This is a genomic window from Microbacterium binotii, from assembly GCF_021398715.1.
Lineage (GTDB): Bacteria > Actinomycetota > Actinomycetes > Actinomycetales > Microbacteriaceae > Microbacterium > Microbacterium binotii_A.
In genome coordinates, this window is record NZ_CP090347.1 from 522,207 (window position 1) to 547,732 (window position 25,526).

Annotated in this window: 28 protein-coding genes and 1 tRNA gene; 24 read left to right on the top strand and 5 right to left on the bottom strand. The window is 68.6% G+C overall.

All coding sequences use genetic code 11. From position 1 onward, the window contains the following. The 8 genes from map (at position 1) to rplQ (ending at position 4,737) form a co-directional block, all read left to right on the top strand. The gene (gene map, locus LXM64_RS02675; protein WP_267955121.1) at positions 1-828 is read left to right on the top strand and encodes a type I methionyl aminopeptidase; all 828 of its coding nucleotides are present in this window, start codon (positions 1-3) and stop codon (positions 826-828) included. Between the two features lie 11 nt (positions 829-839). Then, entirely contained in the window at positions 840-1,511 is a 672-nt protein-coding gene (locus tag LXM64_RS02680; protein WP_137418032.1) for a DsbA family protein, read from the top strand. Between the two features lie 167 nt (positions 1,512-1,678). Further along, positions 1,679-1,900, top strand: a complete 222-nt coding sequence (gene infA / locus LXM64_RS02685; RefSeq protein ID WP_017201569.1) for a translation initiation factor IF-1 — start codon at positions 1,679-1,681, stop codon at positions 1,898-1,900. 58 nt (positions 1,901-1,958) lie between these two features. Then, entirely contained in the window at positions 1,959-2,075 is a 117-nt protein-coding gene (gene rpmJ, locus LXM64_RS02690) for a 50S ribosomal protein L36 (protein ID WP_005050492.1), read from the top strand. A 153-nt stretch (positions 2,076-2,228) separates the two neighbouring features. Then, a complete protein-coding gene (gene rpsM, locus LXM64_RS02695; protein WP_137418031.1) occupies positions 2,229-2,603 on the top strand; it encodes a 30S ribosomal protein S13 in 375 nt (124 codons plus the stop codon). A 33-nt stretch (positions 2,604-2,636) separates the two neighbouring features. Beyond that, the gene (rpsK, locus tag LXM64_RS02700; RefSeq protein WP_039395885.1) at positions 2,637-3,035 is read left to right on the top strand and encodes a 30S ribosomal protein S11; all 399 of its coding nucleotides are present in this window, start codon (positions 2,637-2,639) and stop codon (positions 3,033-3,035) included. 125 nt (positions 3,036-3,160) lie between these two features. Further along, entirely contained in the window at positions 3,161-4,150 is a 990-nt protein-coding gene (locus LXM64_RS02705) for a DNA-directed RNA polymerase subunit alpha (RefSeq protein WP_137418030.1), read from the top strand. Positions 4,151-4,185: 35 nt separating this feature from the next. Beyond that, positions 4,186-4,737 carry a 50S ribosomal protein L17 gene (gene rplQ / locus LXM64_RS02710; RefSeq protein WP_234074511.1) on the top strand — a complete coding sequence of 184 codons (552 nt, stop codon included), beginning with the start codon at positions 4,186-4,188 and terminating at the stop codon, positions 4,735-4,737. 118 nt (positions 4,738-4,855) lie between these two features. Here the strand turns inward: rplQ and LXM64_RS02715 are convergent, their stop codons facing one another. After that, positions 4,856-6,790 (bottom strand): acyltransferase family protein, encoded by a 1,935-nt coding sequence (locus tag LXM64_RS02715; RefSeq protein ID WP_234074512.1) that lies wholly within the window; start codon positions 6,788-6,790, stop codon positions 4,856-4,858. A gap of 85 nt (positions 6,791-6,875) precedes the next feature. Here LXM64_RS02715 and truA point away from each other — a divergent pair, with 85 nt between their 5' ends. After that, positions 6,876-7,715 carry a tRNA pseudouridine(38-40) synthase TruA gene (gene truA / locus LXM64_RS02720; protein ID WP_234074513.1) on the top strand — a complete coding sequence of 280 codons (840 nt, stop codon included), beginning with the start codon at positions 6,876-6,878 and terminating at the stop codon, positions 7,713-7,715. Positions 7,716-7,779: 64 nt separating this feature from the next. Further along, positions 7,780-8,475, top strand: coding sequence for an endonuclease/exonuclease/phosphatase family protein (locus tag LXM64_RS02725; protein ID WP_234074514.1), 696 nt, complete (start codon positions 7,780-7,782; stop codon positions 8,473-8,475). A gap of 6 nt (positions 8,476-8,481) precedes the next feature. Here the strand turns inward: LXM64_RS02725 and LXM64_RS02730 are convergent, their stop codons facing one another. Continuing rightward, positions 8,482-10,245 carry a DUF4012 domain-containing protein gene (locus LXM64_RS02730; protein ID WP_234074515.1) on the bottom strand — a complete coding sequence of 588 codons (1,764 nt, stop codon included), beginning with the start codon at positions 10,243-10,245 and terminating at the stop codon, positions 8,482-8,484. 66 nt (positions 10,246-10,311) lie between these two features. Here LXM64_RS02730 and LXM64_RS02735 point away from each other — a divergent pair, with 66 nt between their 5' ends. The 3 genes from LXM64_RS02735 to LXM64_RS02745 all read left to right on the top strand — a co-directional run bounded on the left by LXM64_RS02735 (position 10,312) and on the right by LXM64_RS02745 (position 13,426). Then, complete coding sequence (locus tag LXM64_RS02735; protein ID WP_234074516.1) at positions 10,312-10,929, top strand: hypothetical protein; 618 nt, start codon at positions 10,312-10,314, stop codon at positions 10,927-10,929. A gap of 136 nt (positions 10,930-11,065) precedes the next feature. Then, positions 11,066-11,779, top strand: a complete 714-nt coding sequence (locus LXM64_RS02740; RefSeq protein ID WP_234074517.1) for a fructose 1,6-bisphosphatase — start codon at positions 11,066-11,068, stop codon at positions 11,777-11,779. A gap of 228 nt (positions 11,780-12,007) precedes the next feature. After that, on the top strand, positions 12,008-13,426 hold the full coding sequence (locus tag LXM64_RS02745) for a glycosyltransferase family 2 protein (RefSeq protein ID WP_234075521.1): 1,419 nt from the start codon (positions 12,008-12,010) through the stop codon (positions 13,424-13,426). A gap of 67 nt (positions 13,427-13,493) precedes the next feature. Here the strand turns inward: LXM64_RS02745 and LXM64_RS02750 are convergent, their stop codons facing one another. After that, positions 13,494-14,489, bottom strand: a complete 996-nt coding sequence (locus tag LXM64_RS02750; RefSeq protein ID WP_234074518.1) for a response regulator transcription factor — start codon at positions 14,487-14,489, stop codon at positions 13,494-13,496. Between the two features lie 118 nt (positions 14,490-14,607). After that, positions 14,608-15,642: a glycoside hydrolase family 6 protein gene (locus LXM64_RS02755; RefSeq protein WP_234074519.1), complete on the bottom strand. Its 1,035-nt coding sequence runs from the start codon at positions 15,640-15,642 to the stop codon at positions 14,608-14,610. Positions 15,643-15,700: 58 nt separating this feature from the next. Between LXM64_RS02755 and LXM64_RS02760 the strand changes: the two genes are divergently transcribed. From LXM64_RS02760 to LXM64_RS02790, 7 genes are all read left to right on the top strand, one after another. Then, positions 15,701-16,531, top strand: a complete 831-nt coding sequence (locus tag LXM64_RS02760) for a universal stress protein (protein ID WP_234074520.1) — start codon at positions 15,701-15,703, stop codon at positions 16,529-16,531. Between the two features lie 91 nt (positions 16,532-16,622). Then, entirely contained in the window at positions 16,623-16,829 is a 207-nt protein-coding gene (locus tag LXM64_RS02765; protein WP_234074521.1) for a hypothetical protein, read from the top strand. A gap of 243 nt (positions 16,830-17,072) precedes the next feature. Next, on the top strand, positions 17,073-17,210 hold the full coding sequence (locus LXM64_RS02770) for a hypothetical protein (RefSeq protein WP_161594086.1): 138 nt from the start codon (positions 17,073-17,075) through the stop codon (positions 17,208-17,210). A 179-nt stretch (positions 17,211-17,389) separates the two neighbouring features. Next, positions 17,390-18,112 carry an L-ribulose-5-phosphate 4-epimerase gene (locus LXM64_RS02775; protein ID WP_137418019.1) on the top strand — a complete coding sequence of 241 codons (723 nt, stop codon included), beginning with the start codon at positions 17,390-17,392 and terminating at the stop codon, positions 18,110-18,112. Next, positions 18,109-19,683: a xylulokinase gene (locus LXM64_RS02780; RefSeq protein WP_234074522.1), complete on the top strand. Its 1,575-nt coding sequence runs from the start codon at positions 18,109-18,111 to the stop codon at positions 19,681-19,683. Before LXM64_RS02775 ends, LXM64_RS02780 begins: the two co-directional genes overlap by 4 nt. Positions 19,684-19,703: 20 nt before the next feature. Then, positions 19,704-21,215: an L-arabinose isomerase gene (gene araA, locus LXM64_RS02785; RefSeq protein ID WP_137418017.1), complete on the top strand. Its 1,512-nt coding sequence runs from the start codon at positions 19,704-19,706 to the stop codon at positions 21,213-21,215. Further along, positions 21,215-22,159 (top strand): aldose 1-epimerase family protein, encoded by a 945-nt coding sequence (locus tag LXM64_RS02790; RefSeq protein WP_234074523.1) that lies wholly within the window; start codon positions 21,215-21,217, stop codon positions 22,157-22,159. Before araA ends, LXM64_RS02790 begins: the two co-directional genes overlap by 1 nt. Before the next feature lie 155 nt (positions 22,160-22,314). On the opposite strand, the gene LXM64_RS02795 is transcribed toward LXM64_RS02790, so the two are convergent. Beyond that, a complete protein-coding gene (locus LXM64_RS02795) occupies positions 22,315-22,512 on the bottom strand; it encodes a hypothetical protein (RefSeq protein WP_137418015.1) in 198 nt (65 codons plus the stop codon). Between the two features lie 115 nt (positions 22,513-22,627). Here LXM64_RS02795 and LXM64_RS02800 point away from each other — a divergent pair, with 115 nt between their 5' ends. The 4 genes from LXM64_RS02800 to LXM64_RS02815 all read left to right on the top strand — a co-directional run bounded on the left by LXM64_RS02800 (position 22,628) and on the right by LXM64_RS02815 (position 25,526). Then, the gene (locus LXM64_RS02800; protein ID WP_234074524.1) at positions 22,628-23,056 is read left to right on the top strand and encodes a YdeI/OmpD-associated family protein; all 429 of its coding nucleotides are present in this window, start codon (positions 22,628-22,630) and stop codon (positions 23,054-23,056) included. 75 nt (positions 23,057-23,131) lie between these two features. Then, positions 23,132-23,821 carry an asparagine synthase gene (locus tag LXM64_RS02805; RefSeq protein WP_234074525.1) on the top strand — a complete coding sequence of 230 codons (690 nt, stop codon included), beginning with the start codon at positions 23,132-23,134 and terminating at the stop codon, positions 23,819-23,821. Between the two features lie 77 nt (positions 23,822-23,898). Beyond that, positions 23,899-23,971 (top strand) — tRNA-Arg (locus LXM64_RS02810). A 145-nt stretch (positions 23,972-24,116) separates the two neighbouring features. Beyond that, a complete protein-coding gene (locus tag LXM64_RS02815; protein ID WP_234074526.1) occupies positions 24,117-25,526 on the top strand; it encodes a ferric reductase-like transmembrane domain-containing protein in 1,410 nt (469 codons plus the stop codon).

Genomic DNA, 25,526 nt, shown 5'->3' on the forward strand with positions numbered 1-25,526 from the left:
GTGTTGCGACGCTCCATCTACAAGACCCCGGCGCAACTGCGTCAGATGGTCGAGCCGGGGCTGATCACTGCTGCCGCTCTGCAGGCGGTGCGGGAGATGATCGCTCCCGGCGTGACGACGGCTGACCTGGATGCGGCGGCTGCCGCCGTGATCACCGGCCGCGGTGCGGAGTCGAACTTCCAGCTCGTGCGCGGCTACCGTCACACGACGTGCGTGTCCGTCAACGAGCAGGTCGTCCATGGGATCCCCGGCGACCGGGTGCTCGCGGCCGGCGACATCGTCTCCATCGACGCGGGAGCGCAGTTCCGCGGCTGGAACGGCGACTCGGCCATCACGATCGTCCTGCCCGATCCCGAGCGGCCCGAGCTCGTCGCAGCGCGGCAGGAGCTGTCACGGGTCACGGAGGGCTCCATGTGGGCCGGGATCGCCGCGATGGCGACCGGACGCCACATCGGTGAGATCGGCGCCGCCGTCGAGGATCACATCACCGCCGCGGGGGAGTACGGCATCCTGCGCGACTACGTCGGCCACGGAATCGGCCGCAAGATGCACGAGGCGCCCTCGGTGTTCAACTACCGCGTGCCGGATCCGGGCCCTCGCATCCAGCCCGGCCTCGTGCTGGCCATCGAGCCGATGGTGGTCGCAGGTTCCGAGGCGACGTTCGTCGAAGACGACGAGTGGACCGTCTCCACGGTCGACGGTTCGGCCGGCTCCCACTGGGAACATAGCGTCGCCGTCCATGATGGAGGCATCTGGGTTCTCACGGCCCCCGACGGCGGGGCCGCGGGGTTGGCTCCGTATGGTGTGAAGCCGGTCGAAATCGAGTAGGAAAGAGCGTCATGGCAGCGGCAAAGGGCAAGACAAACTGGTTCGCGATCTGGATCAGCGTCGTCGCTGTCGTCGCAATCGTGGTCGTCGGCGGTCTCGTCGTCGTCTTCAACAACGTGGCTGCAGACCCGGGCAAGGCGCCTGAGGCCTCCAACATCGATTCCTCCACGGGCGCGATCTCGTTCGGCACGGGAGAGCACACCGTCGACACCTACATCGACTTCATGTGCCCCTACTGCAACCAGTTCGAGCAGACGGAGGGCGAGACGATCCAGGGCCTCGTCTCGTCGGGCGACATCACCCTGAACGTGTATCCCGTCGCGATCCTGGACCGCCTCTCGCAGGGCACCGAGTACTCGAGTCGCGCCGCCAGTGCCATGTACGCCGTCGCCGCCGCCGACCCCGACAACGCCTACGCCTTCCTGCAGGCGCTGTACGCGAACCAGCCCGCCGAGAACTCGACCGGCCTGACCGACGAGCAGCTGGTGGATCTTGCGCGGGGAGCGGGTGTGAATGTCACCTCCGACCTCGAGAACGCGATCACCTCGAACGCGTACATCAAGTTCGCGAAGTCCCGATCGCTGCCGGACGGTGCCACGGGAACGCCGACGCTGCGCGTCAACGGTGATCTGGTGCAGATCACGTACAACCCGCAGACGGACATCCTCAGCCGGATCTCCTGAGCGGGCTGGAGCGATCGCGCCACGCGTCGAGTGGCGCGATGCGGCTCTATCACCTATAGTTGATCTTTGGTGCTTTGCGCCTTCGTTGGCGTGTCGCCGTCGAGGCGTTTCCGGCACCGAATCCCATCCACCGCAGATCGACCGGTCTGCACGAGGGTAGCGAGGCTATGGCTAAAAAAGACGGTGTCATCGAGATCGAAGGCGTGATCTCCGAGGCTCTGCCCAACGCGATGTTCCGCGTCGAGCTGAGCAACGGGCACAAGGTGCTCGCCACGATCTCCGGCAAGATGCGGCAGAACTACATCCGCATCATCCCCGAGGACCGCGTCGTCGTGGAGCTCTCGCCCTACGACCTCACGCGCGGCCGCATCGTCTATCGCTACCGCTGATCCGGTCGAGAAGTAACGGCTCCGCTTCGGAGCACGAAGACAGCGAACAGGAAGCATCATGAAGGTCAACCCCAGCGTCAAGCCGATCTGCGATCACTGCAAGGTGATCCGTCGTCACGGACGCGTCATGGTCATCTGCAAGTCCAACCCGCGCCACAAGCAGCGCCAGGGCTGACGAGCAGTCGGCGGATGCGGCTGGTGGCCGCATCCGCTCCCACAACTGAACAACGAACAACAGGCAGGATCAGATCCCGCAAGGGGGACACCTCGGGCGGAGGCCCGGGCACCGATCCTGCTCCACACCTCCACTCACTCCTAGGAGAGCCGCATGGCACGTCTTGCCGGCGTCGACATCCCGCGCGACAAGCGCGTGGTGATCGCACTCACGTACATCTACGGCATCGGCCGTACCCGCTCCGTCGAGATCCTGAAGGCGACTTCGATCGACGAGAGCATCCGCGTCAAGGATCTGACCGACGACCAGCTCGTCGCGCTCCGCGACTACATCGAAGGCACCTACAAGGTCGAAGGTGATCTTCGTCGTGAGGTCGCCGCCGACATCCGCCGCAAGGTCGAGATCGGCTCCTACGAGGGCCTGCGTCACCGCCGCGGCCTGCCCGTGCGCGGTCAGCGCACGAAGACCAACGCCCGCACGCGCAAGGGTCCCAAGCGCACCGTCGCCGGCAAGAAGAAGGCGCGCTAAGGCGCGGCCCCCAGGGTTTAGGAGAACACGCACATGGCACAGGCCAAGTCCGCGGCGCGCAAGCCCCGCCGCAAGGAGAAGAAGAACATCGCCGTGGGTCACGCCCACATCAAGTCGACGTTCAACAACACGATCGTTTCGATCACCGACCCGTCCGGCGCTGTCATCAGCTGGGCGTCCTCCGGTGGAGTGGGCTTCAAGGGCTCGCGCAAGTCGACCCCGTACGCGGCCGGCATGGCCGCCGAGTCGGCCGCCCGTCAGGCCGCCGAGCACGGTGTCAAGAAGGTCGACGTCTTCGTGAAGGGTCCGGGTTCGGGCCGCGAGACCGCGATCCGCTCGCTGACCGCTGCCGGCCTCGAGGTGGGGTCGATCCAGGACGTCACGCCGCAGGCGCACAACGGCTGCCGCCCGCCCAAGCGTCGCCGCGTCTGACGTCTCACAGCTTCTGGATGCCGGGGCGCGCCGCCTGACGGTGCGCCCCGGCATCCGCGAGAAAAACTCAACACCTCATCCACGCAAGTGTCATATAGCGGGCACTTAGCCGAAAGGAACACATCGTGCTCATCGCACAGCGTCCCACTCTGACCGAGGAGAAGATCGGGGAGTTCCGCAGCCGCTTCGTCATCGAGCCGCTCGAGCCCGGCTTCGGTTACACCATCGGCAACGCGCTGCGTCGCAGCCTCCTCTCGTCCATCCCCGGTGCTGCTGTCACCAGCATCCGCATCGACGGCGTGCTGCACGAGTTCAGCACCATCCCCGGTGTGAAGGAGGATGTCACCGAGATCATCCTGAACATCAAGCAGCTGGTCGTCTCGAGCGAGCGCGACGAGCCCATCACGGCCTATCTGCGCAAGACGGGCGCGGGCGAAGTGACCGCCGCCGACATCTCGGCTCCGGCCGGCGTCGAGGTGCACAACCCCGAGCTGGTCATCGCGACCCTCAACGACACCGCTCGTTTCGAGCTCGAGCTCACGATCGAGCGCGGCCGCGGCTACGTGTCGGCCACGCAGAACCGCAACGAGTACGCCGAGGCGGGTCAGATCCCGATCGACTCGATCTACTCGCCGGTGCTCAAGGTCAGCTACCGCGTCGAGGCCACCCGTGCCGGTGAGCGCACCGACTTCGACAAGCTCGTGCTGGACGTCGAGACCAAGCCCTCGATCGCCCCGCGCGACGCCGTCGCGTCGGCCGGCCGCACCCTGACCGAGCTGTTCGGCCTCGCCCGCGAGCTGAACGTCGAGGCCGAGGGCATCGAGATCGGCCCCGCGCCGGTCGAGACCGTCCTCTCCAACGAGCTGTCGATGCCCATCGAGGACCTCGATCTCTCGGTGCGCTCGTACAACTGCCTCAAGCGCGAGGGCATCAACACGGTGTCCGAGCTGGTCGCCCTCTCGGAGACGCAGCTCATGAACATCCGCAACTTCGGTCAGAAGTCGGTCGACGAGGTGCGCGACAAGCTCGTCTCGCTCGGTCTGTCGCTGAAGGACTCGGTGCCCGGTTTCGACGGCGCCCACTTCTACGGCGGATACGAAGAAGACAACGCCTGATCCGGCTCACCCGCGAAATCCTGGAGTAACTGAGAATGCCCAAGCCCACGAAGGGACCCCGCCTCGGAGGCGGCCCCGCACACGAGCGTCTTCTGCTGGCGAACCTTGCCGCGGCACTGTTCACGCACAAGTCGATCACGACGACCGAGACCAAGGCCAAGCGCCTGCGTCCGCTCGCCGAGCGTCTCATCACGTTCGGAAAGCGCGGCGACCTGCACGCGCGCCGTCGCGTGCTCTCGGTCATCGGTGACAAGGAAGTCGTGCACGTCCTGTTCACCGAGATCGCGCCCCTGGTCGCCGAGCGTGAGGGCGGCTACACCCGCATCACGAAGATCGGCAACCGCAAGGGCGACAACGCTCCCATGGCCGTGATCGAGCTCGTGCTCGAGCCCGTCACCAAGAAGAAGGCGGCCCCCGCCAAGAAGGCCGCCAAGGTCGAGAAGGCTCCCGTCGAGGAAGCCCCCGCCGTGGAGACGGTTGTCGAAGAGGCTCCGGCCGAGGAGACTGTCGTCGAGGATGCCCCCGAGGCGTCCGAGGCCACCGCTGACGAGGCTCCGGCCGAGTCGGAGGAGAAGAAGTCCGAGTAATCGGACCCGCCGGGACCCGTCCCGGCCCCTTTGCACCGCGAACCCCGCGTGATCTTCGGATCCCGCGGGGTTCGCGCCGTTTACGGTGAGGTGTCCGGGGACGGGCGTGACCGCCCGCTCAGCCCGCGTCGGGCGAGCCGGGCGCCTGGAACAGCTGGGACCGGCGCAGCTCCTGCTCGAAGGCACGCTGGGCCGCGAACGCGGAGAACCGTGCCTTCGCCCGCTGTGCGTCGGCGAGGGCGGTGACCACGACGTCGGCGTAGATCCTGCCGCCCGCATCCCCCGGGTGCACTTCGTCGCCGGCGAGCAGGTCGGGACGCGGTGCGATCGCCGACTGCCAGTCCGCGATCTGGACTCCGCGATGCGTGCGGGCGAACGCTGCGAGCTCGGCATTGACGCCGGGAATCCAGGATCGGGGTGCGGACGCGGTGACGAGCACGAGCTGACGCTCGGGGCCGATGGCCTCGATCACCTGATCGAGGGTTCGCTGCGAGATCGAGCCGTTGGTGCCCAGACCCAGGACGACGAACTCGCGCAGTCGGCCCGAGCCGGCGAGGGATCGCAGGATGTCGGGAGCCGCGGACATCTGACGCGAGACGACGGCGTCCACGTCCGCCCCGGGAAGCGCGGCGAGCAGGCTGGGGGCCGAGGCGAGCATCACGGAATCGCCGACGGCGGTGACCTCGTCGCCCGTGACGATGTCGTCGTCGGGGTCCCCTCCCGCGTTCGTCGGCGTGGGTTGATCCTGCAGCGCGTCCATGCCGGCGGTGACCACGGCTTCGCCGCTGGAGACAGCCGGAGCCGAGACGACAGCGGCGGCGGTTCCGGCGATGAGCAGCAGGCAGGTCGCCGTGACCCCGACGGCCCTCGCTCGACGGCGCGCGCTCGACGCGAACGCTCGTCGGAGGTCGGAGAAGACCTGACGGACTCCGCGGCGGCGCACCGGCATCTCGAGGAACCGATAGGACAGTGCCGACAGAGCGACTGTCACGGCCAGTGCGGCGGCGCCGATCGTCGCGGGGAACGGGCGATCGATGCTCGTGCCCTGCCAGGCGGCGACCAGCAGCACCAACACGGGCCAATGCCAGAGATACAGACCGTACGAGCGTTCGCCGACCCACCGCAGGGGTGCGGCATCCAGCGCCCGGCCCAGCAGCGACCCGGGCCACGCCCCCGCCACGACCACGATCGCGGTGAGTCCGCTCGCCGCGACAAGTGCGCCGGGGAAGGTCACGCTGCTCTGGCTCTGTCCGATCGTCGCCAGCAGGACGAGGCCCGCGAGAGCGGCGGCGCCGATCGCGGACACGCCGCCTCGAACGTCCGGCCGTCGCATCCAGCCGCGCTCGACGCGCAGGGCCGCGCGCCACGTGAACGCGGCGGCGACGCCGAGAAGGAGGCCGAAGGCGTGTGAATCGGTCCCGAAGTAGGCGCGGGTGACGCGCGCGCCCAGAGTGAGCGGGTCTGCGGAGCCGGACGCGACGATGACCGCCATCCAGACCGCTGATGCGGCCGCCATGATCAGTGCAGCGGCCACGCGCATCCAGGCGCGGGGAAGCAGCAGGAGAGCGAGCAGCAGCGGCGGCCAGACGAGGTAGAACTGCTCCTCGACGGCGAGGGACCAGAGGTTGCGGAAGAGTTCACCGCCCCCGGAGCCGAAGTAGTCCGCGCCGTCCACGACAGCGGTCCAGTTGTACCCGAACACGAGCGCGCCGAGGAGCTGTCGCCCCAGACCCACGAGCACGTCGCCCCCGATCAGCCATGCCGCGCTCGCACCCACCGTCAGGACGAGCAGCAGGGCCGGCAGCAGCCGTCGCGCCCGACGGCGCCAGAAGGCTCCGAGCGCGACGCGACCGGTCTCATCGTGCTCGCGCAGCAGCAGCGAGGTGATGAGGAATCCGCTGATCACGAAGAAGACGTCGACACCGACGAACCCGCCACGCAGCCACCAGCCGGGGAACAGGTGATAGACCACGACGAGCGCGACGGCGACCGCGCGGAGGCCGTCGAGACCCGCGTAGCGGGCGCGCGGGAGAAGAGGGGTGTCAGCGATCATGGGGAGAGGATCCGGGGTGGGAAACCCGGCCATTCTACGATCCGCGCATGGGCGCCTCCGCCGAGTGCACCCGTAGGCTTGTGCAGTGCGGATCCGACTCGACATCGCTTATGACGGCACGCACTTCCGCGGCTGGGCGCGGCAGCCGGGCCTGCGCACCGTCCAAGGAACGCTCGAGGAGGCCTTGGCGCGGATCATCGCCGGTGCGCCGCAGCTGACGGTCGCCGGACGCACGGATGCGGGCGTGCACGCGAGCGGCCAGGTCGCCCATCTCGACCTCGACGACGCACAGCGGACGCGGCTGGCGGCCTCGCGCCGGTCGGAGTCCGATCCCGTTGCGGCTCTGGCGCGACGCATCCGCGGCGTTCTGAGCTCGTACGCGGATGTGACGGTGCACCGCACCACGCTCGCCCCCGACGGCTTCGACGCGCGGTTCTCGGCTGTCTGGCGCCGGTACGCCTACCGGATCGCAGACGACGTCACCGGTTACGATCCGCTGCGACGGGAGTTCACCACGACCGTGCGCGCCGCGCTGGATGTCGCAGCGATGGATGAGGCCGCGCAGTCGCTGCGGGGCCTGCACGACTTCGCTGCCTACTGCAAGCCGCGCGAGGAAGCGACGACCATCCGTACGCTGCTCGAGTTCGACTGGCGCCGCGATGACGAGGGAGCGATCGTGGCGAACGTGAAAGCGGACGCATTCTGCCATTCGATGGTGCGCGCGCTCGTGGGGGCGTGTGTCGCGGTCGGACAAGGGCGCCTCGCGGTCGAGGACGTCGTGCGGCTGCGCGAGCAGGCGACGCGGACGAGTGAGTTCGCCGTTCTCGCGGCGCGCGGGCTGGTGCTGACGGAAGTGGGCTATCCGGAGCCCGAGCTGATGGCGGCGCGGGCCGAGCAGACGCGGGCGCGTCGCGACCAGGAATGAATTCGCTGGGCGTTGCGCAACCGGCATCCGTCGTTCATGTGCCGGGCATAGTGTGGATGGCCTGATGAAGGTCATCTCCTACAACCTGCGCAAACATCGCGCTGCGGGCGAGATCGCGGATCTCGCCGAGCAGCACGGCGTCGATGTCCTCTGCCTCCAGGAGGCGGATACGACCGACATCCCCGAGGTCAGCGGGGGCCTGCGCCTGGCGGACGCCACGAGCCGCAACCGGTTGGGTCTGGCGGTCTACTACCGCGAGAGCAGCTTCCGGCTGCAGGGGGTACGTGCCCTCTCGCTCAAGAAGTCGCTGCACGATCGCGTGCTCAAGCCCGCGGAGGAGCGCATGCTGGGCGTGCGACTGCACGACATCGACGCGGGTCGCGAGATCATCGTCGCGTCCTTCCACGCCGCACCGCTCACCGCCCTCAACTCCCTACGCCGCCACCAGATCCGCACGGCACTGGCCGAGCTGCAGGACCTCGGACCGCAGCTTCCCGCTCTGATGGTGGGCGATTACAACTACCCCGTCTTCAAGGAACGTCTCGGCGAGCGCGTGCGGGACCAGGGGTACGAGCTCACGCTCAGCGACACCCGCACATACACCCGCTATCGCTTCTTCCGCGGGCACTACGACTTCGCGACGTCCACCGGCTTCGACATCGAGCACATCCGGACGCTGCCGCAGGGGCTCAGCGACCACCTGCCCATCCTCGTGACGGCCACGCTCTCGTCGTCGCGTTCGCGCGTCGAGGTCAGCTGAGTCCGTTCAGCCGCACGAGACGGCGAGGGCCGAGTCCGTACCGGGCAGCACCGGCGTGACCTGGGCGCTCAGCTCGGGGGTCCAGGGCGTGCGGACGCGGATGCTGGCGCTGGCCGCCTCGCCCGGAGCGAGGAGCGACGACCACACGAGAACCGGCCTGCCCTGGTCGGTGCCGGACTGGAAACCGCTGCCGTCCGAGTTCTCCGAAGAGATGACGGAGGCGCCCTCAGGGAGATACAGATAGCCCGTCGTGCGGGTCAGCCCGGCCGCAGTCCCGAAGCTGCCCCCTCCGGTGATGGAGGACGGGTAGCCCGCGACGTCGGAGGGCGCGTCATTGGTGAGCGACACGTCGAGCACGGCTTCGGCCGCTCCGCCGGCGGTGCTGCACCATTGGACGCCGGTGCCGACCTTCATGTAGTAGTCCAGCTTGGAGCCGGTGGCGTCGTTGAGGTACACCCCGAAGCTCGTCTGCTGACTGTCGGTCACCGGCAGCAGGCCCTGCAGGCTCGTGCCGTCGAGGATCGCCTGTTCCTCGGGCGCATTGCTCCAGATGAGCAGGCGCTCCTCCTCCCCGGCCTTCGCCAAGGCCGAGACGAGGGCGGACGGGGCCACGTCTCCCGCGGCGAGTTTGGTGAAGACGGACGCGGCGGCCGCCTGGAAGAACGCATCCTGGGTCGCCGGGTCGTACCGCAGGTAGACCTCGTTCAGCAGCAGGGGGATCGCATTCTCGCTCGTGAGCTCGTCGCCCGTGGGCAGCGCCACGGGGCCGGTCGCCGCCAGCATGTACGACAGGGTGACCGGGTCGAGGGAGATCACCCCGTCCACTTTGAGGCCGTACTCCCGCTCCCACATCGCCTGAGCGATCTGCGCCGCGAGGGGGAAGGAGGGGACCTGGGTGGCGTTCTGCATGTAGCGCGCGGGCCGGGTCTGCATGAAGGCGGTGAGCTCGGGACCGATGTCGAGCACGGGTTCACGCAGCTTGCCGATGTCGCCGGAGGCGGACGCCTGGGCGGCGAGAGAGATCTGGCCGTTCTCCGTGTGCACGAGCGCCATCGCGCCGACGATGCCGCCGAGCGAACGCCACTCGGCGTTGTTCTGGAAGATGACGAGATAGTTGCGCGGCCCCTCCGCGCCCAGGACGGCCGGCATCAGTGCCGTCGCTCGGCTGACCGCATCCGATCCCGTCTCGACCGAGGCGAGCAGCTCGGACACGTCCTCGACGGCGTTCGCGAGCGGGGGGAGCAGGGTGGTTCGATCGATCTCGTCGACGGCATCGGAAGCGAGGGTCACCTGTGCGGTGGTGCTCTGGGCCGCCTCGTGCATGTCGCCGAACCTGCTCACGTCGATGCGACCGTCGACCGGCTTCAACGCCCCGGCCGAGAAGTCCGACGCGACGCGCACGAGGGGAGTCAGCGCCTTGCCGGCCACATCGTCGACCGCTGCGGTGACGGTGGCGACGGCGGAGAGCTGGTCGCCGACCCACGGCAGGACCTCGGCGGCGTGCCACACGGGGTCGGAGGTCAGGGAGCGCGCCTCGGCCGTGTCGGCGGCGATGTCGGCCAGTCGCGCGGTCGCCGCATCCGTGTCGTCGAGGTTGCGGGTGACCTCTGCGGCGGCCCGCTGCGCCGCGGTCAGGTGGCCGTACGCGAGGTATCCTCGCACCCCCAGCCACGCCGCTGCGGCCACGAGGACGACGAGGAGCGCGAGCAGTACCCAGACGAGAATGCGTCCGGCGGTTCTGGCGGGAGCCGGCAGCAGGGGATTGGTCACGCCTTCACCTTAAGCGGTCATGCCGCGCCGCTAGAGTGGGAAGTCCACCTCACACCGGGAGTCGCCATGCGCCGCAGACATCGGAGGCCGGTCGCGGTCGTCGCTCCGCTGCTCGCCGTGGTGCTGCTGACCGGATGCGGCCCGGCGCCGTGGAACACGGGTGCGCAGACGCCGAGCCCGACATCGCCATCGCGATCGAGCACGCCCGTTCCGACGCCCGTGACCAACGACCTGTCCAGCGGCTCGACTCAGCGCGTCGTGCCCGCCGGCGCGGTGAGCGCGACGATCAACTACTGGTCGACGCTGTCGATGGACCGCTGGACGGCCACGGCCCTGAAGCCCGTCAGCATCTCGATGGTGACCACCGTCACCCCCAACGACGGACAGAAGGTCTTCCTCCAGAAGGCGACCATGGTCGCGGTACCCGGCAACGCCTCGCGGTCCTTCGATCCGCTCGCCCCGCAGACCGACCAGTCGTCGGTCAGCCCCGGCTACCTGGTTCTCGACCCCTACAGCTATTCCCAGACCTTCAACATCGGAGACGTGCCCGCTGAGGCGACGTTCGTGCAGGTCCAGTTCACGTACGACTTCCTCGTGCAGACCACCCCCACGTCCGCCGAGTACGCCAAGCAGACCGCAAGCGACACGCTGACGATCGCCATCGCCGGAGCCCCGCAGGGCTGACGCGGATCCCGTGGATGGCGCGCGGGGGTGGATCGCGTATACTTTCGGCGCCGGCCCTGGGGTTTGTCTGGAAGCGGGTCGGCACCGACCCGAAATCCTGTGAGCCTCGTGAGGCCACGTCTCCGAGGAGCGCCCTGTGAGAATCCCCTTCGCCGATCGCCGTGTGCGTCGGCTCAGCGCGGGGGCCGCTCTCGCCCTCGCGAGCACCCTGGCGCTGACGGGCTGCTCGCAGATCGTCGACGGCTTCAACTCCCTGCAGGGCAGCAACACCGCCGTGCAGCCGACGACCGTCGTGCCCTCACCCGCGCCGTCGGCGAGCATGGCGTTCAATTCTCAGTTCACGTACGACGGCTCGGTCGAGCTGCGCAGCGACGTGGCGCAGGATCTCGAGCTCGTGCTGAACGTGTGGGCGGTCGACCCCAAGCGCACGCAGGAGTGGACCGCGAACAACGAGAAGGTCTTCGGCTTCGCGGTCAACGTCTACGACCACCGTGTCGACGAGAAGGCGGTGCTGACGGACAAGCGCCGGGTGTACATCTCCTCGGTGCAGATCAACTCCACCACGACACAGACCTCCAACCAGATGCAGTCGCCGTACCAGTTCAGCGCCGATCCGCGCACGCTGGTTCCCAGCGACACCCTGCGCTCCGACCGGGGGCTGCTGCTCAACAGCTTCCAGGGCGGACTGTACGTTCCCCAGCAGAGCATCCACCAGTTGCCGGCGGACACGTTCGGTCTGACTCTCGAGTTCGCCCTGACGATCTCCGTGGAAGGCACGGCGAACACGGACGCCTCGTTCCAGCAGCAGACGGTGTACCAGTACCTGCCGATCGCGATCTTCCCCGGCTGAGCCGCGGCGGCCACCGGCGCTGATCTTGCGCCAATCTTGCGCTGAGCTTCTCGCGGGACCCGACATGATCTTGCGGTAGAGCGTGCAGTCTGGACTCAACGCACGAAAAGCGTGCCGATCTCCCGCCGCATCGCGGCCCATGAACGTCAGGAAGTGATCACTGTGTCGGACCCCCGCATGGCGTATCAGCAGGTGCCTTCACAGCAGCTCGAGCCGGTGTACCCGGCGATGACGTCCGGCGCGGACCTCGAGTCCCACTTCGAGCAGGACTTCATGTCGGTGCTCGAGAACTCGACCACGCACCGCTCGACGATCGGATGCGTCATCCCCGCCTACAACGAGGAGGAGTCGATCGCCGATGTGATCGAGGCCCTGCTCGCGCAGACGCGTGTTCCCGACGTCATCCACGTCGTCATCAACAACACGTCCGACAACACCGCGAAGATCGCTTCGGAGTACGCCGGTCCGCACGAGATCATGACCGATCTCGGCGAGCAGTTCACCGAGGTCTTCGTGCACGACATCGGCAAGAACCCCGACAAGAAGGTCGGGGCGCTCAACTACGGCTATTCGCTGGTCGAGGGATGCGACTATCTGCTCGGTGTGGACGGCGACACGATCGCCGAGCCGCGGGCCGTCGAGTACCTGGAGACCGAAGCGGTCAGCGACTCGCGCATCGGAGGCATCTCGGCGATCTACACGATCGACGATCGCCCCATCAAGGGCCTCACGGCCAAGTGGCTCATCGCCGGTCAGCGCACCCAGTTCGCGGCCTTCAACCTGCAGAACCTCCTCCGTGGCCGCAACATGGCGGTGCTCGGCGGCCAGTTCTCGATCTTCTCGACCAACGCCCTGCGTGACGCGATGAAGCAGAACCACCAGAACACCCCGTGGGTCAAGGACAGTGAGGTCGAGGACTCCCTGCTCTCGCTGCAGATCAAGAGCGCCGGCTATCTCACGAAGATCAGCCCCTACGCCCGCGCAGCGGTGGGCGGGATGACAACCCTCAAGGGATACGACGCGCAGCAGGTGAAGTGGACCTTCGGTGCGATCGAGCTCATGTGGCCCGGGCAGCGCGGCGACACGAAGGGGCAGCCGTTCCACCCCAACCTGCGCCTGCGCTGGTTCGAGAACTTCGGCATGCTCACCAACCTCTTCGTCCGCGTCGCCTTCCTCGTGCTTCTCGCGGGCTCCCTGTCGATCAACGCCTTCGTGTTCTCGCCGCTGTGGCTGATCCCCGTGCTGACGGCCGTGCTGCTGAACCTGCGCATCGCGCGCACGATGAAGTACTGCAATCAGCGCGACATCCTCTTCGCCCTGCTGGTCTTCCCGGCGGAGATCTTCATGTGGATCCGCCTGAGCCACTTCCTGCGCTCGTGGACGCGCTTCCTGTCACGCAAGAAGGTCGACAACTGGGCCATGCAGGCCAAGGCGGAACGCGGCGGTGCATCGATCGGGCACTGGACGCCCTTCATCCTCTTGGCCGCCGCGCTCGTCGCCATGGCGATCATCTGGAACATGCTGGGCCCGGTCGTGCAGTCCTCCATCCTCTGGATCGGCTGGCCCATCGTCGGCGTCGTGACGGTCCTGCAGACGCTGCTCATGTTCTCGAAGCTGCTGCGCCGCTACCAGGGCTACAAGGTCTGACCCGCACCACCCCGACGAAGAGGGCCCACGGTTTCCCGTGGGCCCTCTTCGTCGCTTCCGCGCGAAATCAGGGTGCGAGCAGCTCGGTCGTCAGGCGGTAGCCGACTCCGCGCACGGTCTCGATGTAGCGCGGGTTGCTGGGGTTGTCGCCCAGCTTGCGGCGGAGGTTCGTCATGTGGGCTTCGACAGCGCGCTTGTCGGCCTCGCCCACGTAGTAGGAGGTGACGTAGGACTCGCCGCGCAGCACGAGGGTCAGATCGGCCTTGCTGCGCACGCGCCGCTTGGACTCGAGAAGCGTGGCGAGGAGATCGAACTCGGTACGGGTCAGCTCGACCTGCTGACCGTTGATGAGCACGATGCGCGTCTCGGGGTTCAGCTGGAGATCGCGGTGGGTCACCCAGAAACCCCCGCCCGGAACGAGCGCGCCCTGGGGGTGAGGGGTCAGATCCGATCCGACTGCCGGGGCGGGTACCTGCGCAGGTGCGGGGGTCGGCTGCGGCGCATAGGTGGCGCGGTCGGCCGGCATGGCCGCCTCGGGCGGGTACACCGTCTCTTCGACATAGGCAGGCGCGATGGGCTGTCTGGTCTCAGGCTGCACGGGGATGGACTGCGTCTGCGGGCGTGCGCCCGGAAAGGACGGTCCGACGCTCTCCTGTCGACGCGACTGGCCGGCGGGTTCGGGGCGAGGGCGGCGCAGCAGTGCCTCGACGCGAGCCCGGAACTCCCGCGGACGGAACGGCTTCACGATGTACTCGTCGGCACCTGCGCCGAGTCCGAGGACGACGTCGGCCTCGTCGGCGAGACCGGTCAGCATGATGATGAAGGTGTTCGACTTCTCACGGATGCGGCGGGCGGCCTCGAATCCGTCGATGCCGGGCATGTTGACGTCGAGCGTCGTGATGAGCGGCTGGTAGGCGAGCACGGCGCGCACGCCGTCGATGCCGTTGCCGACCGACACGGTGGAGAAACCCGCCGCTTCGAGGACCTCGGCGAGGAGGTGGCGGACGTCGGGATCGTCTTCGACGATGACCGCGGTCTTCTGCCCGTCAGAAGCGTCGCTCATGAGTCCGGCATCCTCGATTCTCGGTTCAAGGCCGCGGCTCGTGGCACCGCACGCGTCGCCATTGTTCCATATCCGCCGGATTGCCCGCGATTCACGGCGTACGCCGCGCCGCGGGCGGTCAGAGCACGTTGCGTGTGAGCTGCACGGAGCCTTCCGGCCACCAGGATCCGGCGCTCGGACCGCCGTTGCAGACGCCGTCGCTCTCACCGGGCGGCTTGATCCACAGGTTCGTGTCGACGACGTCGTCGCCGTAGGTGCCGCCCGGGTCGCCCACGAGCGCCGTCGGATCGTTGCACCACTCGCTCGTGGACGCGCCGGCGCCGTTGCGTGAGGTGTCGATGAGGGCGTGGCTGCCGCCGAGGAGCGCGGACACCTCGTGTGCGTACGCGAACTCGTCGGTCGTGGGGTTGTAGTTCGACACGTTGGTGGCGAAGCCGCGCACCTTGTCGGTGACGCCGACCCGCTGGATGAGAGAGGCCATCTCCGAGGCGGGGCGCCAGTTGGAGTGTCCGCCGTCGAGGTACACCCACGTGTCGACGCCCACCAGACGCAGCGCGGCATCGTGGAGGGCGCTCATGCGCTGATCGATGTTCGCGTCGCAGTCGGGTGCCTGGGCGAGGCTGTCCGGCTCGAGCACGACGATCTTCTGCACGTCCTTCACGCTCGCCAGTGCCTGTCCGATCTCCGCCGTCCAGGTGGCGTACGAGGCGTCGTCCAACCCGCCCGCGGATTGGCTGCCGCAGTCGCGCTCGGGCAGGCCGTAGACGACGACGGCGAGTGCCGCATCCTGATCGCGCGCCTCGGCGGCGAGGTTCAGGATGCGGGGACCTGCGTCGCCGATCGGATCGATCTCCGGGGTGAGCCAGTAGGCGGTCGGCTGAGCGGCGAGATAGTCGGCCGCGGCCTGTGCGTCGGAGGCGAGTCCGCCCTCGGTCGCGGCCTTGTTCGCCTTGGACTCCTCCGGCACGACGATGCGTGTGCCGACGCCCGGCGCCTGCGCACCGAGGAACTGGAGCCCGGAGGTGATCGCCCAGCCGACGACGCCGATGGCGGTGATCACGATCACCAGGCTCGCCGCGAGGACGGTGATCAGCAGCCAGCGGGGAAAGGCGCGCCGGCGTGGACGGGCGGGCCTGGCTGGCGTGGAACTCACGCAAGGACTGTACCGCGCGCCCGCGCTACCCTGACTGCAACGACCGGAAGGACACAGGATGTCGGACTCGATCATCGTGGGCGTGACGGATGCGGAGGGCTCGCAGCGTGCGGTCGACTGGGCAGCGGCCCGCGCGCGGCGCGGCGGGGAGCCGTTGGTGCTCTTCTCCGTCGTCGGCGGCGCCACCGGAGCCGTCGGCGAGGATGACGTGCTGACGGCGGCGGTCACCGCGACGCGTGCACGCCTCGAGCAGCAGGCCGAGCTCTTGCGGTCGACGGGCGTCTCCTGCGAGGTCCGCGTCTCGCACGGCAATCCGGTCGCGGAGCTCGTGGAGGCGTCGAAGGACGCGCGGCTGCTGGTGATCGGCGGGGAGAAGCGCGGACAGGGACGTCGCGGTCAGCACGGCTACCGCATCGCAGCGGGATCGCATTCGCCCGTCGTCGTGGTGCCGCTGGATGCTCCCACCGACGGAGAGGGCGTCGTGGTCGGTGTCGACGGCTCGGAGGTCTCCGACGCGGCGGTGGCGTTCGCGGCAGCCGAGGCGGAGCGCTTCGGCGAGAATCTGACGATCGTCTCGGCGTGGATGCCGGTCGCCGTTCCGGGCGACTTCGGTGTGTACCCCGACCTCTATCTCACGGATCTCCACGCGATCACCCAGTCCGCCGTCGACCGTGTCGCAGAGAAGGTGAGCGAGGCATACCCGGTTCTCGAGGTGCAGACCCGTGTCGTCGAGGGCGATCCTGCTGCGGCCATCGCGGACGCGGCGGGATCGGCCAGGCTCGTCGTGGTCGGTTCGCACGGGCGGGGCGCCTTCGCGCGCTTCCTGCTCGGGTCGGTCAGCGAGGAGGTCGTCTCGCAGGTGACGACCGCCACAGCCGTCGTCCGCTGAGCGGATTCCCACAGTTTCGGCGCGTACGGGCCAAACGTGCCCGCACGGGACTACTTTTGTGCCACCACGGTAGGCGGACGAAGGAGTCCTCATGGATCGTGCAACACAGATAGCTGTCACCGCTCTCGGCCTGGTCGCGCTCATCGCGGTCGCCGTCGGCGTCTTCGCTGCGGGGGCGATCCCCGGGCTCGAGCTGCACGCGCAGCGTGTCGCGAGTCTCGTCCCCTTCGTCGTCGCGACGCTCGCGGTACTGAGCGCGCTCGCGCTGACGGTGTCGCGACGACGTCTCCATCGCTGAGAAAAGCGGAGAGGCCCTCTGCGGCCTGGGGGAACCGGAGAGGACCTCTCATCACACGGGCGGAACGCTCCGTGCCTTCGCTCGCCGTCGATGACCCGAACACGTTCGGCGTGCGGTGTTGCCCCTCCAGTATGGGAAGCGCGCGTACCGGGACGGAGGGGCTTGACAACGGCGTCGTCGCTCGTTCGTGATCCGACGCGCCGCGTCACACGATCGTCATCCTTTCTCAGTAGCATGGCGCTCATGGCGCGCGAGGGGCAACGCAATCCGGAGCCGGGCGGATCCCGATGGCTCATCTACGTCGGGGTGGCGCTGCTGGCGCTCGGGGTGGGGGCCCTCGTCTTCGCGTCGATCATCAGTTACCTCAACGCCATCCTCTAGCGGCGGCTGCGCTTCGCTCGTGTGCGCATCGGCTCACGCGGCGGACGAGCGTTCCGCCGCGATCAGCGTGAGGCGCTGATCGCGGGATGAGTCGTTGCACACCCGGTGTGTGACCGGTAACATTTGTTTCGGCCGGCCGGGTATGGGACCCCGCGGGCCATGAGACCAATGGAGCACCCGTGACAGGCAGCGCAGCCACGCCCTTCCCCTCTGACGTCCAAGCGGCCATCGATGCCGTCCGTGATGACGTCGCGACTCTGCACGGCGAGCTTGTGCGTTATGGACTGGTCGTGTGGACCGGTGGCAACGTCTCCGGCCGTGTGCCGGGAACCGACCTGTTCGTGATCAAGCCGTCCGGCGTCTCCTACGACGATCTGGCGCCCGAGAACATGATCCTCTGCGATCTCGACGGCAACGTGATCCCGGGAACGCCCGGCAGTGAGCGTTCGCCCTCCAGCGACACGGCCGCGCACGCCTACGTCTACCGCAACATGCCCGACGTGGGCGGGGTCGTGCACACCCACTCGGACTACGCCGTCGCGTGGGCGGCACGCGGTGAGGAGATCCCCTGTGTGATCACCGCGATGGCCGACGAGTTCGGCGGCCCGATCCCGGTCGGCCCGTTCGCGATCATCGGCGACGACTCGATCGGTCGAGGGATCGTCGAGACGCTGCGCGGGCACCGCTCTCGTGCGGTGCTCATGCGCAACCACGGTCCGTTCACGATCGGGGTGAGCGCGAAGGATGCCGTCAAGGCTGCCGTCATGGTCGAGGACGTCGCGCGCACGGTGCACATCGCGCGTCAGGGCGGAGAGCTCGTGCCCATCCCGCAGGAGGCGATCGACAGCCTTTACGCGCGCTACCAGAACGTCTACGGACAGAGCGGGGACGACCGGCGATGACCGCTGCAGACGCCATCACGACGGGGCGCACCTGGCTCGGCATCGAGCTCGGCTCCACGCGCATCAAGGCCTGCCTGATCGACGAGACCGGCGCGGTGATCGCCGTGGGCGCCCACGCGTGGGAGAACAGCTACGTCGACCGCCTCTGGACCTACTCCCTGGACGAGGTCGTCGCCGGCCTGCAGGCTGCGTACGCCGCGCTCGTGGCCGACGCGATCGAGCGTCACGGCGTACGCCCCGAGACCCACGCCGCGATCGGCGTCTCCGCGATGATGCACGGCTATCTCGCTTTCGACGCATCCGGTGAGCTGCTCGTGCCCTTCCGCACATGGCGCAACACCAACACCGGACCCGCCTCGAGCGCGTTGAGCGAGCTGTTCGGCGTGAACATCCCGCTGCGCTGGTCGATCGCTCACCTGCACCAGGCGGCGATCGACGCCGAACCGCACGTGCCCCGCATCGCCTCGATCAACACCCTCGCGGGTTACGTGCACCGCCGCCTGACCGGGCGCTCGGTGCTCGGCGTGGGCGACGCGTCCGGCATGTTCCCGATCGACGCCGCGACGCGCGACTACGACGCGGAGCTGCTCGCCCGTTACGACGCGCTCGGCGCGATCGGCGTTCCGCTCTCCGACATCCTCCCGGAGGTCCTTCCCGCCGGACGCGAGGCGGGCGCGCTCACTCCCGAGGGGGCAGCGCTCCTGGACCCGTCGGGCGCGCTCCGCCCCGGCATCCCGCTCTGCCCGCCCGAGGGTGATGCCGGGACCGGCATGGTGGCCACCAACGCCGTGGCGCCGCGCACGGGCAATGTGAGTGCCGGCACGAGCATCTTCGCGATGGTCGTCCTCGAGCGCCCTCTCGAGCGCGTGCACCATGAGCTCGACCTCGTCACCACACCCGCTGGGGACCCCGTCGCGATGGTGCATTGCAACAACGGCGCGAGCGAGCTCGCGGCGTGGGTCGAGATGTTCTCGCGGTTCTCGGCCGCGTCCGGCCGTCCGCTCGACGCGGATGCCGTCTTCGAGGCCCTCTTCCGCGAGGCGGTCGCCGGCGAGGCGGATGCGGGTGGGCTGCTCGCCTACAACCACCTCGCGGGCGAGCCCATCGCCGGACTCGAGGAGGGGCGTCCGCTCGTCGTGCGCACGCCCGACAGCCGTCTGACCCTCGCGAACTTCATGCGCGCCCAGCTCTACGGCGTGTTCGGCACCCTGGCCCTGGGCATGCGGGTGCTCGCCGAGGAAGGCGTCGCGCTCGATCTGATGTTCGCCCATGGTGGCATGTTCCGCACGGCGGGCGTCGCCCAGCGCTTCCTCGCCGGCGCGCTCGCCGCCCCGGTCGCGGTCGGTGAGACCGCATCCGAGGGCGGCGCCTGGGGGATCGCGGTGCTCGCCGCGTATCTCGGCGAATCCGACGAGTTCGATCTGTCCACCTACCTCGAGCGCCGAGTGTTCGCCGGCGCCGCAACCTCGACCGCGGAGCCCGACGCCGACGACGTCGCCGGCTTCGCCGCCTACCTCGAGCGCTACCGCTCCGGCCTCGCCATCGAAGCCGCCGCCGTGGCCGCGCTCTGAAAACCGAAAGAGAGATATCCATGCCTCGTACCCCCTTGTCCAGCTCCCTCGACGGATACGAGGTCTGGTTCGTCACCGGCAGCCAGAACCTCTACGGCGAGGAGACCCTGAAGCAGGTCGCCGAGCAGTCGCAGGCCGTCGTCGCGGGCCTGGGCGAGCTCCCCGTGAAGGTCGTCTGGAAGCCCGTGTTGAAGGATGCCGATTCGATCCGTCGCATGGCGCTGGAGATCAACGGCCGTGACGACGTCATCGGCGTGATCGCGTGGATGCACACCTTCAGCCCCGCGAAGATGTGGATCTCGGGCCTCGACGCGCTGCAGAAGCCGCTGCTGCACCTGCACACGCAGGCCAACGTCGAGCTGCCGTGGGCCGACATCGACTTCGACTTCATGAACCTCAACCAGGCCGCCCACGGCGACCGCGAGTTCGGTTACATCCAGACGCGACTCGGCGTTGCGCGCAAGACGGTGGTCGGGCATGTGTCGAACCCGGTCGTGCGCCAGCAGATCGAGGACTGGGAGCGCGCGGCCGCCGGCTGGGCAGCGGTCCGTACGCTCAAGCTCGCCCGCTTCGGCGACAACATGCGCTACGTCGCCGTCACCGAGGGGGACAAGACCGAGGCGGAGCTGCGCTTCGGCGTGCAGGTGAACACCTGGGGCGTCAACGAGCTGGCGGATGCGGTCGCCGCCGCATCCGAGTCCGACATCGACGCCCTCGTCGCCGAGTACGAGGAGCTGTACGACGTCGTCGACGAGCTTCGTGCGGGCGGCGAGCGGCACCAGTCCCTGCGTGACGGGGCCGCGATCGAGCTCGGACTGCGCTCGTTCCTCGAAGAGGGCGGCTTCGGCGCCTTCACGACCAGCTTCGAGGATCTCGGCGCTCTGAAGCAGCTTCCGGGCCTGGCCGTCCAGCGCCTCATGGCCGAGGGCTACGGCTTCGGCGCCGAGGGCGACTGGAAGACGGCGATCCTCGTGCGCGTGGCCAACGTCATGGGTGCGGGCCTTCCCGGTGGCGCGAGCCTCATGGAGGACTACACCTACGACCTCGTGGCCGGTGACGAGAAGATCCTCGGCGCGCACATGCTCGAGGTCGCCCCGTCGCTGACCACCGCCAAGCCGCGACTCGAGATCCACCCGCTCGGCATCGGCGGCAAGGACGACCCGGTGCGCCTGGTCTTCACCGCAGACCCGGGCTCTGCCGTCGTCGTCGCCATGAGCGACATGCGCGATCGGTTCCGTCTGGTGGCCAACGTGGTCGAGAACGTGTCCGCGCCCGAGCTGCCGAAGCTGCCCGTCGGCCGCGCGGTGTGGAAGCCCGCTCCCGACTTCGCCACGTCGGCCGCTTGCTGGCTCGCGGCGGGAGCCGCCCACCACACGGTGATGTCGACCGCTGTCGGCATCGAGGTGTTCCGGGACTTCGCCGAGATCGCGAAGACCGAGCTGGTCGTCATCGACGAGTCGACCACGGTGCGCGACTTCCAGCGCGAGCTGCGCTGGAACCAGGCCTACTACCGCCTGGCGCAGGGTCTGTGATGACGGGCTCGGTTCCACTGTCGGGAACGCAGCACCTGCTGCGCTCGGGTGACGTCGAGGCGAGCATCGCGAGCGTCGGTGCGTCGCTTCGCACCCTCGCCTACGCCGGACGCGACCTCGTCGTCCCCTTCGCAGCGGACGAGGTGCGTCCCGCCTATCGGGGAGCCACGCTCGCCCCGTGGCCCAACCGGGTCGTGGACGGCCGCTACGCCTTCGGTGGCGAGGAGTACCGCCTCGCCCTGACGGAGCCCGCTCGCGGCCACGCGCTGCACGGGCTCGCCGCCTGGCTCGACTACACGGCGATCGACAAGGGCTCCGATCACGTCACCCTGTCGGCGGTGGTCGAGGCGCAGGACGGGTACCCGTGGCGTGTGCGCGTGGAGACGCGTTTCGCGTTGGATGCGGATGGTCTGACGCAGACGGTGACGGCCTTCAACGAGTCGGACACCGCGGCGCCGTACGGCACGGGGCCGCATCCGTACCTCGTGGCAGGTGACGGACTCGTCGACGACTGGACCTTCGAACTGCCCGCCGCCGAGGTGCTGCACGTCACGGAGGACCGGCTGGCGCCGACCGGACTGCGCGCGGTAGAGGCGGACGATCCGTCGCGGTTCGACTACCGCACCGCGCGACGGATCGGTGCGGCCGAGATCGACCACGCCTACACCGGACTCATCCGCGACGCGGATGGCCTGGCGACGGTTCGCGTGACGGATGCGGATGGCCGCGGCGTCGCGATGACGTGGGATGCGGCGTGCCCCTGGGTCCAGGTGCACACGGCCGACCGCCCCGGGCTCTCGGGGCACCGCGTGGGGCTCGCGATCGAGCCCATGACCTGCGCGCCGGACGCGTTCAACGCGGACCGGTACCCGTACGACGCCGGCCTTCTGGTGCTCGAGCCCGGTGGGTCGCACTCGGCGAGCTGGACGATCCGGGGCATCTGACCGGCATCCCCCGCTCTACAGACGTGTTCGCCTGTCACAGATCGCGCCTCCGGCGTCGATCTGTGACAGGCGAACGTGTTCTCGGGACGCGCAGAAGGCCCCGGAGAGGGAGGATCCTTCGCCGGGGCCTTCGATGACAGGGTGCGCGCCGGGCGTCAGCTGTCGCGCAGGTTCTCCTTGACCTCGTTACGACGTTCGACCGACTCCTTCTCGGCCTCGGCCTTCTTGACGTTCGCGTCGGCCTTGGCCTCGTCGATCTTGTCGCCGATGCGGTCCGTGGTGTCGTCCCACTTGTCCTTGAGCTTGCGACCGGCGGTCTCCGCGGTCTCCTTCGCATCATCGATGAAACCCATGATGTGCTCCCTTCGTCGAGGTGTGCCGTCAGGCTAATACCGCGGTCCGGCAAGATCGGCGGGGTTGCACCAGTCCGCCCTGGTTGCTAGCGCCGCGGGGGTGCATACTCGGCTCATGCGGTTCGAGACGACCATGTCGCAGTTCGGCAACAACACAGGCATCGAGATCCCCACGGACGTCATCGAGGAGCTCGGCGGCGGACGCCGCCCCGCGCTGGTGGTGACCGTCAACGGGTACACGTATCGCTCGACCGTCGGGGTGATGGCCGGCAAGCACCTGATCCCGTTCAGCGCGGACAAGCGGCGTGAGACGGGCATCGGAGGCGGTGACGCCATCACCGTCGACGTGGAGCTCGATACCGTTCCTCGCACGGTCGAGGTGCCGGAGGACCTCGCCGAGGGGCTTGCATCCGCCGGGCTCCGTGCTGCCTTCGACGCCCTGTCGCCGAGTGCGCAGAAGGCCCATGTCACCTCGGTGACGGGCGCCAAGGCCGTCGAGACACGGCAGCGGCGTGTCGCTCGGGTGATCGAGTCCTTGAGCTGACGCGGCGGCGGTTTTCCCCGTTCTCGACCTGTGAGCCACCGAGACCCCTCCGATAGAATCGGGGGAGGGGGTGCTGTGGCATCACGAGCGGACGAACCGACGGAACACAAGGGACTCGGAGCCCTGTGGGCCGCCCGAGCGTCGCGCCCGAAACTCGCCGATGTCGTCGCCGAAGGCGTCTACATCGCGGCTGCCGCCACGCGCTTGTCGCTGAAGAACCACATCCTGGTCGACATCCTCTCCGCGGGAGAAGGCTTCGATGCCGATCGATTCGTTCCCGATGCGAAGGACGCGCTGCTGAAGCTCGCCGAGGAGGCCGAAGCGGATGCCGAACGCGCGGAGAGGGAGCGAAAGCTGGCGCGTGGCCGCTTCAGCGACTCCGGCGGCACCCACGACTATCGCAGCCGCGACGTGCGCAACCTCCGGCGTCGACGCAAGCAGTCCCTGCGCATCGCGGAGGAGCTCCGAGAGCGCGCGGAGGACCTCGACGGGCTTCGCGAGCTGGTCGAGGCGGCGCGTGAGGCCGCCTGGGCGGAGGTGGCGCGCAACATCGACAGCTCGCTGCGGATCGAAGCTGCCCGGCCCGACCTCGAACCGGGTTACGAGAAGATGCGGCAGGCGCGGATGCAGAGCCTGCGGCTCGTCGACCTCCCTCGCCTCGCGGCGCATCGACGCAGAATGAACGCGAAGGACGACGATGCGGCGCCCGCGGTGTCGGCCGCGAGCGAGCGGCGCGGCGGAATCGACCTCAGCGAGCTCGAATAGCCGCCTCGATTCGCGACCGGCCCGGTTGTGTTGTAGTCTCTCCTAGTGCCCGCGCGCAGGAATGCGACGGGAAACATGCGCCCGTAGCTCAATGGATAGAGCATCTGACTACGGATCAGAAGGTTAGGGGTTCGAGTCCCTTCGGGCGCACACTGTGTTGAGACAGTAGCGGCCCGGCCAGGAAGAGATTCCGGCCGGGCCCTTTTTTCTCGTGGCGTCTGTCCGTCTCTTATGAGGATGCTGTGCGGCGCTCATTCTTGGAGCCGTCTCAGAGCCGCGCCGCCAGCATGGCGACATGACCGCCTCTCCTCTCATCGCCACCGCACCGCGCACCGCCCTCCGCACGCGGCGTCGGCATCGCGCCGTCTGGCGATCGGGCTCTGTCGCGGTGATCTGGTCGACGTCGCTCGCCGTCGTCGCTCTGTGGGTCGCGGGCGGCGGTGTGCAGGCGACGTGGGGGATGAGCGCGGAGACGCTCAATACTCTCGGGCGGCTCACGGGGCTCGTCTCCGCGAACCTCCTGATGTATCAGGTGCTGCTCATGGCGCGCGTGCCGTTGTTCGAGCGGGGCTTCGGTCGTGACGGCATCACACGGATGCATCGCGTCGTCGGGTTCTGGTCGTTCTGGTTGTTCGTGGCGCACATCGGGCTGCTCGTGGCGGGATACGCCGCGCAGGCGGGCCTCAACCCGCTCGCGCAGCTGTGGCAGTTCATCTGGGAGTACCCCGGCATGCTGCTCGCGACGGCGGGCACCGCGTTGCTGGTGCTCGTGGTCGTGCTGTCGGTGCGGCGTGCGCGCCGACGTCTGCGGTACGAGTCGTGGCACCTCCTGCACCTCTACGGCTACCTCGGCGTGGCCCTGGCCATTCCGCACATGCTGTGGACGGGCGCGGACTTCGTCGGCCATCCGCTCGCGCAGGCGTACTGGTGGACGGTGTGGGCGGCGACGGCGGCGGCAGTGGTGCTGTGCCGGATCGGGCTTCCTCTCCTGCGATCCCTGCGGCATGACGTCCGCGTGCGAGACGTGGTCGCCGACGGGGCGCGCGGGGTGAGCGTGCGGATGACGGGGCGCAACCTTCGCGCGCTCGGGGCGGAGGCGGGGCAGTTCTTCGTCTGGCGATTCCTCGACGGACCGGGCTGGACTCGGGGGCACCCGTTCTCCCTCTCGGAGGACCCCGCGCGGGGCGAGCTGGTGATCTCGGCGCGCATCGCGGGCGACGGCACCGCGCGGCTGCAGGAGCTGCGCCCGGGCACGAAGGTGCTCATCGAAGGTCCTTACGGCACGATGACCGGGGGCGAGCGCACGGGTACGCGTCTGCTCATGCTCGGGGCGGGCGCGGGAGTCGCCCCGTTGGTGTCGCTGCTCCAGTCCGAGCACTACGGCCCCGGCGAGGCCACGCTGCTCACCCGCGATCACGTTCCCGAAGAGGCTCTGCGACGGGCGGCGATCGACGAGCTGGTCCGTGGTCGCGGACTCCGCCACGTCACACTCACCGGTGGCCGGCGTCGCGACGCCTCGTCGTGGATGCCGCAGTCGCACGCCGCGTGGGCAGGCGCCGACCTGCTGCGACACATCGAATCGGGCATCGACGATGCCGACGTCTACGTCTGCGGCCCCGAACCGTGGATGCGGGCCGTCATCACCGATCTGCGCGCGGCGGGCGTCGATCCCGCCCGCATCCATCGCGAATCGTTCACTGTCTGA